Consider the following 9094-nt stretch of genomic DNA (forward strand, 5'->3'; position numbering starts at 1 on the left):
CCTCCTGATGGTCGAACGCTACGACCTCGCTTCGACTTAGGATTGGTAAGTCGGCGGTGCGCGGGTATATCCCTACACGCCACCCCGAAATCGCCCGCCTTAGCTCTAGCTGGTATCCGCGGTAGACGAGCGTACTCTGAACAGAGTTTTCCCCTGCAAACACGACATTGCCTCCTGCCGCAAGGCAATGTGCACTGGGGCTATTTCAAATTCGTTTCAAAAAATAATGAATCGGAATTGGAGTTAACCAGCCCTTTCGCATAACTCAACTCATGGGCGATCTAAAGAACTCGCCTGCCGCTCCTGATCGCGCCTAATCAGGAGCTATCGAAATGCAGCGAGGGCCAATTGCCCGATACAGCTCCCGTCACGGCCGCGCCCGAGCCTACCGGCGCGCTAGGAGCCCGAAGGTCCCAACGACACCGTCGTGTCTCCCTCGATAGCGGCCGTACGGTCGAGAAGGAGCGGGATGATCGAAAAAATCGCGTAGTAAGCGAGATTACGCCTGCCGCCAAACCCAGTGAGGAAAGAGCTATTTCTGGCACGTCAAACCATGTGGGACAAAACTCTCACGAACCAATTTCAGACCTGAACGTTGTTCGGACTCAGTAAGCTCAGGAGAATAGCTATGAAGTTCGTACCCCGCATAGTCTTAGGCGCACTTGCAACAATTGCCATTCCTGCAGCCGCATCCGCCGCTGTTGTGTGTAACGAGGATGGGGACTGCTGGCGAGTGAAAGAGCGTTACACCTACCCACCGGATGTGCGTCTTCAAGTTTATGAGGACGACTACGTGATCGACACGAAGAAGTATAAGTGGCGAGATCCCGGCGCTGGACGCGGTTTTTGGCGCGGAGGCGTTTGGGTCACCTTCTAAGACGCGTATCCCTGGCAACTCTGCATGGTGGCAATCGCATAATGCCTGCCAACGCAGGCATTATGCGAGGGGCCGTCGCTCAACCTTCGCCTTCAGCCTCTACTGGACGACGTAGACGATCCTGCGCGTGGCCGGCTCGATCAGGATGCGCTGGCCGTTGACGTAGGAATAGACATAAGGCGAAGCGGGCACGGGATAGACCGGAACGGTAGGCGGCAGGACAGCGCCGACCACCACTTCGCCGTCAACGATGACCGGCTGGATCAGCTGTTGCGCCACGAACGAGACCACGTTGGGCGCGGGCGCGTTTGGCTGGACTACGGCAGCAGTGGGCGCGACGGGGATCATCGCGCCGACTGGAGGCGTGGCCACGGGTCCGCCGGTGTTCTGCGGGATGACAACCGGAATGCCGAGATTGGCGCCGGCCACCTTGAGATTGGTGAGCTTGCCGCCGGCGCTCGTCACCAGATATTCGGCCGAGGCCCAACCGGTCAGGCCCGGAACGGCGACGCCGCACCAGGAGAAATCGCTGACGCAGCCGGAGATCTGCGCCGGGGCATTGGGCTGCAATTGGCCGATGACCTGGAATTGGAAGCCTGGGCCGTTCCGCACGTTGAGAGGGTGGGGCGAAGAGGCGGTCACCGCAGCGGCGGGAGCTGCGAACAGAGCGGCGCCAAGAAGCGCGGCCACGCCGAACGTTACAGACCCGAATCTCATTCAATCTCCTCCCTTATGCGTTCACGCGACAATGGCAGCCTAGCATAACGGCGCGATGTCGTGCTCCTCCGAAGGCTGGTTGGGGCTCGCCTGGCCGCATCGCTAGTGCCCGGCGCCGAAGGTGAGCGCAATGGCGGCGCCTAACGCAAGGACGGCGAACGAGATCGCCGCCATGACTGAGACCGGAGGGGAGGGCGCATGGATCGCCGATCCGCTCGACGCCGCCATCGCCATCTTCTCGTCCATGGGCACAGCGCGCGACTCGCCCCTAGGCCGCACGGTCATCATGCCATGCTTCAGGTGATGGACGACGAGCCACCAATTCATCGGATAGGCGATTGCGGCGCCCACCATCAGCGCGAGCGACATGCGGAACCAGAACAGCGGCTGCGACGGATCGTGCGCCGCATGGGCGTTGGCAAAGGCGATCGAGGCGACCGGCATCATGCCGCCCATCAGGCAGTTCATGGAGAGAAGCTCCGAGCTGAACGTGGCTTTGAGTGAGCGGGCGTAGGAGCCGAACATCTCGCGCATGAACAGCGCCTGGAAGATGGTCCAGCCGAAGCCGAAGCCGAGGACATACTCGACGCACATATCAGTGACCATCGGCAAAGCGATGAGCGCGCCGAGCACGGCGCCGACGAGGATGCCGATGCCGTCGCCCGCGACGCAATGCATGGTCGAGCCGAGCGCCTGGCGCCAGCGCGCATTGACATATTGCTCGTGCAGCCCGGGTAGGGGTTCGCGGCAGCCGAGCACGTAGAGAAAGGCGCCGATCGGGCCGGAATAGAGGGTGAACAGCACGAACGCCCATTTCATCACCGGGTGCTCGGGCGTCGAGTGGATATCGATGGCGACGTAGGCGACCGAGAGCGCCGTCAACAGGAACCACAGCAGCATGACGCCGTCGATCAGCATGGCTTTGAAGGTGCGATGTCCGTCACCCCGCCTGCGCGGGGGCGGTTGGCGCCGGGGCGGGGCCGCGCGATTTCCGCCAGCGCCACAGGCCGTAGCCCGTTGCCGCCGCGAGCAGGATGAGGGCACCGCCGATGAGCGGCCGGTAGGCGAGCCAGGCGAAGGCAATGACGAGAAGGCTCGTTGGGATGGCGAGGGCGAGCGCGACGAGGCCGACGGCGCCGCGCACCATGCTTCCGAGCAGCGGAATGACCGAGGCGAGCGTCGAGAGCGGGGCGAGAAAGACGGCAAAGCCGACGAACATGACGAGCGTGCCGACGCCCCGCAGGATCCAGGTCAGGATCGCCGCGGCCTTGCGCTTGTGCTCGATCAGTTCGGCGGCGTTCAAATCGCCAAGTTCGGCAAGCTCGAGTTGATAGCCGTTCTTGGCGGTAAAGACGCCAAAACCGTCGCCGCTCTGCATGGCGAGGATCGAGATCGTCGTGCCGGTCGGCAGTCCCGCATAGCGCACGCGCATGTCGCCGACCTTGGGAGAAGCCGGATCGCCGCGATAGTAATTATCGCCGCTCAGCGTCCAGCCGGCGGGCGCAGCCGGCGTCAGCGTTTCGGAGAGGGCGATGCGATCGAGCGTCCCGGCATCGAGCCTCCATCCGCCCAATTTGGCGTCGCTCGCCGAGAAGCGCTTGCTGCGGAACGGCAGGTCAGGATTCTGATGGCCGTCGGGATATCTGAATGCGGAGGAGTTGATGGGATCGTCGGACCATTCGCGCGAATAGTCGTAAGTCGTCGTGGTGGTCGTGCCGCCGCCCAACTCCTCCTTGGTCTCTTCCTTCTTGGTCTCCTTCCACTGGTACATCTCGGCGGTGCGCGCCAGCGCGACCTGTCCGGCGAAGGTGATGCCGACATCGGGGTCCTGTATCGGCGCCTCTGCGGTCGCCGGGCCCACGACGTGGACGAGCTTCTCGGCATTGGCGGGCGAGGGCCCTGACGCGTCGGCTTCAACGACCTGGCTTGCCGCGTCCTTCAGCCCGACAATGGCCTGGACCGCGCGGCCCTCGTTCCACCAGAGCAGCACGATGGCGCCGATCACGAGCAGCGGCCCGATGACCAGCCCCGCGAAGGAATTGGCAAAGCGCGAGCCGAAGCCCTGATGCGTCGTCTCGGTGAAATGGTCCGCCATGATCAGCCCCCGACCTCAATGACCCGACGCGAGACCATGCGCGTCTCGTGCGACACTTCAATGAGGGGTGCGCGCCCTCAGTCCGAAGACGGAAATCGATCCCTTGCCCTTGACCTGGATCTCGCCGAGCGCCTCGCCTTCGAAGGCCGAAGAGATCTGCTCCCATATCTCCTTGGTGGCGGCCACGCTACCCGGCGCGCTCATGCCCACCATGCGCGCCGCCACGTTGACCGTGTCGCCCCAGATGTCGAACTGATAGCGCTCCTGGCCGACCACGCCCGCGACCACGGGACCCGAGTGGACTCCCACCCTCACTTCCCAGCCGAGATGGGCATCGATCAGGGTCGAGGTCATTTCGAGACCGCAGCGGACCGCAGCGACGACCGGATCGTTGACCTTATGCAGCAGGCCGGCCGCGGCCATGAAGCCGTCGCCGATGGTCTTGATCTTCTCGAGCCCATGCTTGGCGGCGATGCGCTCGAAGATCACGAATAGCGCATCGAGACGGGAGACGACGTCCTCGGGCTCGTGCTTGTCGCAATAGGCGGTGAAATTGGTCACGTCGCAGAACAGGACCGCCACGTTCTCGTAGCGGCGGGGGATGACCGTGCCGATCGAGCGGATCTCGTCGGCGGCCTTCTTGGGCAGAAGCGCGTGCAAAAGCTGGTCGGCCTGGTTGCGCGCTTCCTTGGCCTCGATCAGCGCCTCCTGCAGCGCGAGCTGGGTTCTCACCCGCGCCAGCACGATCGGCGCCGAGAACGGCTTGTGGATGTAGTCGACCGCGCCGACGTCGAAGCCTTTTTCCTCATCGACCTCGTCCGTCTTGGCGGTGAGGAAGATGATGGGAATGTCGCGCGTGGCGGGGTTATCCTTGAGCCTGCGGCAGACCTCGAAGCCGTCCATGCCGGGCATCATCACGTCGAGCAGAATGAGGTCCGGCTTGTCGGGCGCGTTGGCGATGGCGAGCGCCTTCTCGCCGTTGGTGGCGACCTTGGTCCGGAACGAGTCCTTGAGCACGCCGGACACGATGGCGACGTTGGTGGGCGTGTCGTCGACAATCAGGACGAGCTTCCGGTCGGAGGCGGTCATCATTTGCCTTCCAGGTTGAGAGAGAGGCGCGCGGCGATGTCCGACAGGCAGGCAAGCGCCGCCTCGAAATCGAAATTGCCGACGCGATCGCCGAGCGCCTTGATTTCGGCGGGAGTCAGGACGGCAGCGAGACGCGGCGCCGCGTCGACGATGAAGTCGGCCGCCTCGCCGTCGTCGTTCTCGAGGAGGAGCTTCAATTTCGCGAGCGGCTCCCTAACCAGGGCAGGATCGCCGGTCGGCGGTTTCGATCCATCGCCCCCTTGATCGACGGGAAGCGCCGAGCGGATGCCTTGGAGCACGGGTGTGAGCGAGGTTGCGAGGATGGAGATGGCTTGCTCCATGCCTTTGCCTGCCTTGATCGCCGTCTCGGCCTCCGCTGCAGCCTCAGAGAGACCGACTGCGCCGAGCGTACCCGCCGCGCCCTTGAGCGAATGCGCCATGCGCTCGGCCGAACCGAGATCGCCCGCGGCGAGTGCCGCTCTCATGTCTTCCACGGTGGAGCCCTGCTGATCGGCAAATTTGCGCAGCAGCGACTCGTAGCGCCGCCGGTTGCTTCCGGTCCGCTTGAGGCCCGCGCGGGCGTCGATGCCGGGGATCGCAAAATCGATCTCGCTCGCCGTCCCCCCGGCTTTGCGCACCGGGGTCCCGTCAACTTGCACCGCGCGGCCGTCGTGCTCGGGGCGGTGAATCCATCGCAGCAAAACGCCGAACAGCTGGTCGGGATCGATTGGCTTGGCGATATGATCGTTCATGCCGGCGTCAAGGCAGAGCTCGCGATCCTGCGCCATGGCATTTGCCGTCATGGCGACGATCGGCAGGTTCTCATAGCGCGGATTTGCCCTCAAGATGCGTGTGGCCTCGATGCCGTCCATCACCGGCATCTGCATGTCCATCAGCACGACGTCGTAGTCGTTGTCGGCGATCATGCGGAGCGCCACCTCCCCGTTCTCGGCAAGATCGACGAACACTTCGGCGTCCTCGAGCTGGCCCATGGCCACTTCCTGATTGATCTCGTTGTCCTCGACGAGAAGGACGCGGGCACCGCGCAGCCGCTCGATGTCGAAGGAAGGGCCGGTTTGCGCGCTCTCGACCCGCTCGCGATCGGCGCCGAGCACAACCACCGCCGTGTCGAACAGGATCGAGGAGGTGACCGGCTTGATCAGTACGTTTTCGAAGCCCGAATCCTCGGCCTGCTTCAGCACCTCCTCGCGGCCGTAGGCCGTCACCATGACGAGGTGGGGCGGGGAGGAGAGATTGGGCAGGGTGAGGATGCGTCTTCCCGTCTCGATGCCGTTGAGGCCCGGCATCTGCCAGTCGACGAAGGCGATCTCGTAGCGCTGGTCGATCTCGGCGGCCTGGCGCACCATGTTGAGCGCTTCCTCGCCCGATGCCGCCTCGTCGGCGATGAAGGTCATGTTGGTGAGCATGTTGGCGAGAACGGCACGGGCGTGCGGATTGTCGTCGATAATGAGCACGCGTCGCCCGCGCAGGTCCGATTGGAGCAGGCGCGGCCTTTGCGTGGCTACGCCCTTGCCGAGCCGCGCCGTGAAGCGGAACCGGCTGCCCTTGCCGAGCTTGCTCTCGACCGAGACTTTGCCGCCCATGAGCTCGGTGAGCTGCTTGGAGATGGCAAGTCCGAGACCCGTGCCGCCATATTTGCGCGTGGTCGAGGCGTCGGCCTGCTCGAAGGCCTGGAACAGCCGGTCGATCTGATCTTGCGACATGCCAATGCCGGTGTCGCTGACCGAAAACTCGACGAGCTGATTGTCAGGGTTGTCCTCGAGCGCCCGCACCTCGACCGCGACCTCGCCCCTGTCGGTGAACTTGACGGCGTTGTTGCAGAAATTGATCAGGATCTGGCCGAGCCTGAGCGGATCGCCGCGGAAGTGGGTCGACACGTTGGGTCCGACCTCGAAGATCAGTTCGAGCCCCTTGGCCGAGGCCTTCTCGCTCATCAGGTTGCCGACATTCTCCAGCACCTTGTCGAGATCGAAGTCGATGTTCTCGATGGTGAGCTTGCCGGCCTCGATCTTGGAGAAGTCGAGGATATCGTTGATGATGCCGAGCAGGTGCTGGCCCGAGCTCTTGATCTTCAGGATGTAGTCGCGCTGACGCGGGGTGAGGTCGGTCTTGAGCGCAAGATGCGACAGGCCGATCACGGCATTCATCGGCGTCCTGATCTCGTGGCTCATATTGGCGAGGAACACGCTCTTGGCCTCGCTCGCCTCGAGCGCGGCTTGCGTCGCCTTCTCGAGCTCGGCTTGCGAGGCCTGGAGGGCCAGTTCGGTCGCCTTGCGCGCGTCGATGTCGCTCCATGAGCCGACCACCTCGACGGGATTGCCCTTGGCGTCACGGATCAGGTGCTGCTCGTCGCTCACCCAGCAATAGCTGCCGTCCTTGCGGCGGAAGCGGTACTCGACGAGGTGCTCGCCCTTGCGGAACAGATCGGCCTGCCTCGCTTCGACGCCCGGCAAGTCGTCGGGATGGACGCGTGAGCGCCAGAAATCGCTCTCCTTCAGATATTGGTCGGGGCTGTAGCCCAGCATGTGCGCGATGTTGGTGCTGACGAAAGTCGGGGCGAAATCGCCGCTGGCGCAAAAGCTGTAGATGACCGAGGGGGCCGCGCCGAGGAGGAGCGCGAGCCGCGAGCGCGCCTCTTCACGTGCGGCCTCGGCCTCCTTCCGTTCCGTGACGTCGGTCCAAGACCCGACGAGCTCGATCGGCTCGCCCTTGGCGTCGCGGAGGAGATGCTGCCGGTCGTGCACCCACAAATAGGAGCCGTCTGCGCGGCGGATGCGATACTCGATCGACTTCTGATCGTTGTCGAACGGCCGATCGACCCAAGCGTTGATGCGCGAGACGTCGTCCGGGTGAACCAGGTCGCGCCAGAGATAGGGGTTTTCGAGATATTCGCGCGGGCTGCAGCCGAACACCCGCTTGATGTTTTCGCTCACGAAGGTTGGCGCGAAATCGCCGGCCGCCATGCGGCAGTAGATCACCGCCGGCGAGGCGTTGAGCAGGCGGGACAAATGGGCGTGCGCCGAGGCCTGAACGTCGGCGATGCGCTCGAGGCCCTTGCGCTCCTGATCGGCCATCTCCCGCTGGTGCGCGGCTTCAAGCTCGGCCAGCATCTCGTTGAAGGCGATTGCGAGTCGGCCGACCTCGTCCTCGCTCTTGTCATCGATGCGTTTGTGGTAGTCCTTGGTTTCGCGCACCGTCCGCGCCACGCCTTCGAGCCGGGCGAGTGGGCGGACAATGTGGCGATGGGTCAGCAGCGCGGCGAGGATGCTCAAGGCCGAAAGCGTCCCGATCAGCCAAAGGCTGCGATGCATCCTGCTGAGCAAGGTGTCGATGCGCCCATTGAGAAGGCGCTTCAATTCGGACTGACCGACCGTCCATGCGGCGATGGCATTGTTTATGGTCGCGGCATAAGCCCGATCGCGAGGCTCGGGCCCGACCGGCGTTGCGAGACTCTCGTTCAGGGTGCGATAATAGGCGTCGATGCTCGACTGCATTTGCGTAAACGCGCTCTCGACGGTCTGCCGCAACTGTCCGTCGGCATTGCCTCGATAGGCGGATATGAGGTTTCGATCGATCTCGTCGGCCGTCGATTGGGTGATCGCATCGAGGGCGGCGAGGCGCGCCCTGGCCTCGTCGGGCAGCGGGTCATGTGCTCCGAGCAAAGCTTGAGCCTCGCCGATCTCGCCGAGGAGGCGCGGCATTTGCCTGACCACCGTATCTTGCAGGTAGTAGCTGTCGAGATCGGGATCGAGCGCGAGATTTGAGTCGTCACCAACGCGCGAGGCGAGATCGCGGGTCTTGGCGAGTGCGGTCACGACCAGGGCATCGCGGTTCTCGGCTTGCGTCCCTTTCGACCAAAGTTCGCGGAGCGTCGCCGCGAGCGACTGTTCAAGCGCCGCGGTCTGCAGCGTGCCGGCGGCTTCGCTCTCGGCCGACTCCAGCGATGTGAGCGCGTCCTCCGGCGACGGCGCCTGAATCGTGGCAGCGCCACCCGGCGGTTGGGCGAGAATCGCGGCATAGACGTCCCGCAGCGTCTCAAAATAACGTACGCCGACCAGTTCCTTACGGGCGAACTCGATGGCGATCTGCTTTTCGGCCACGAGGCTGTAAATCCCCACGGCGATCGCCACGATGAACGCGCTGCACAGAACGAACAGCTTGGTACTGGTGCTCAAATTCCTAAACATGGCGCACTGATATCTTTGCCATGACGCAGCGGTTCGGGATTTTGCTTGCCCTGCCGAATATTAGACGGCTGACGCCGGTAGGCATAGGCGGGATTCTCCGGTATCGGC

5 protein-coding genes are annotated in these 9094 nt (G+C 63.7%); all 5 read right to left on the bottom strand.

Features of this window, described 5'->3' with window-relative positions; genetic code table 11:
* Positions 1–976 precede the first annotated feature (976 nt).
* Positions 977–1594: a DUF1236 domain-containing protein gene (locus VFB18_RS00530; RefSeq protein WP_324970323.1), complete on the bottom strand. Its 618-nt coding sequence runs from the start codon at positions 1592–1594 to the stop codon at positions 977–979.
* Positions 1595–1696: 102 nt separating this feature from the next.
* Positions 1697–2512 carry a DUF4396 domain-containing protein gene (locus VFB18_RS00535; protein WP_324970324.1) on the bottom strand — a complete coding sequence of 272 codons (816 nt, stop codon included), beginning with the start codon at positions 2510–2512 and terminating at the stop codon, positions 1697–1699.
* A gap of 22 nt (positions 2513–2534) precedes the next feature.
* Positions 2535–3689 (bottom strand): TMEM43 family protein, encoded by a 1155-nt coding sequence (locus VFB18_RS00540; protein WP_324970325.1) that lies wholly within the window; start codon positions 3687–3689, stop codon positions 2535–2537.
* Between the two features lie 57 nt (positions 3690–3746).
* Entirely contained in the window at positions 3747–4778 is a 1032-nt protein-coding gene (locus VFB18_RS00545) for an adenylate/guanylate cyclase domain-containing protein (RefSeq protein WP_324970326.1), read from the bottom strand.
* Positions 4778–8986, bottom strand: coding sequence for a response regulator (locus VFB18_RS00550; RefSeq protein ID WP_324970327.1), 4209 nt, complete (start codon positions 8984–8986; stop codon positions 4778–4780). Before VFB18_RS00550 ends, VFB18_RS00545 begins: the two co-directional genes overlap by 1 nt.
* Positions 8987–9094: the final 108 nt, after the last annotated feature.

It is taken from the genome of Methyloceanibacter sp., assembly GCF_035650995.1.
Classification (GTDB): domain Bacteria; phylum Pseudomonadota; class Alphaproteobacteria; order Rhizobiales; family Methyloligellaceae; genus Methyloceanibacter.

What these genes read in the sequence shown, in the direction of transcription:
- VFB18_RS00550 (WP_324970327.1), bottom strand. Translation starts at nt 8,986, where the DNA reads ATGTTTAGGAATTTGAGCACCAGTACCAAGCTGTTCGTTCTGTGCAGC.
- VFB18_RS00540 (WP_324970325.1), bottom strand. Translation starts at nt 3,689, where the DNA reads ATGGCGGACCATTTCACCGAGACGACGCATCAGGGCTTCGGCTCGCGC.
- VFB18_RS00545 (WP_324970326.1), bottom strand. Translation starts at nt 4,778, where the DNA reads ATGACCGCCTCCGACCGGAAGCTCGTCCTGATTGTCGACGACACGCCC.
- VFB18_RS00530 (WP_324970323.1), bottom strand. Translation starts at nt 1,594, where the DNA reads ATGAGATTCGGGTCTGTAACGTTCGGCGTGGCCGCGCTTCTTGGCGCC.
- VFB18_RS00535 (WP_324970324.1), bottom strand. Translation starts at nt 2,512, where the DNA reads ATGCTGATCGACGGCGTCATGCTGCTGTGGTTCCTGTTGACGGCGCTC.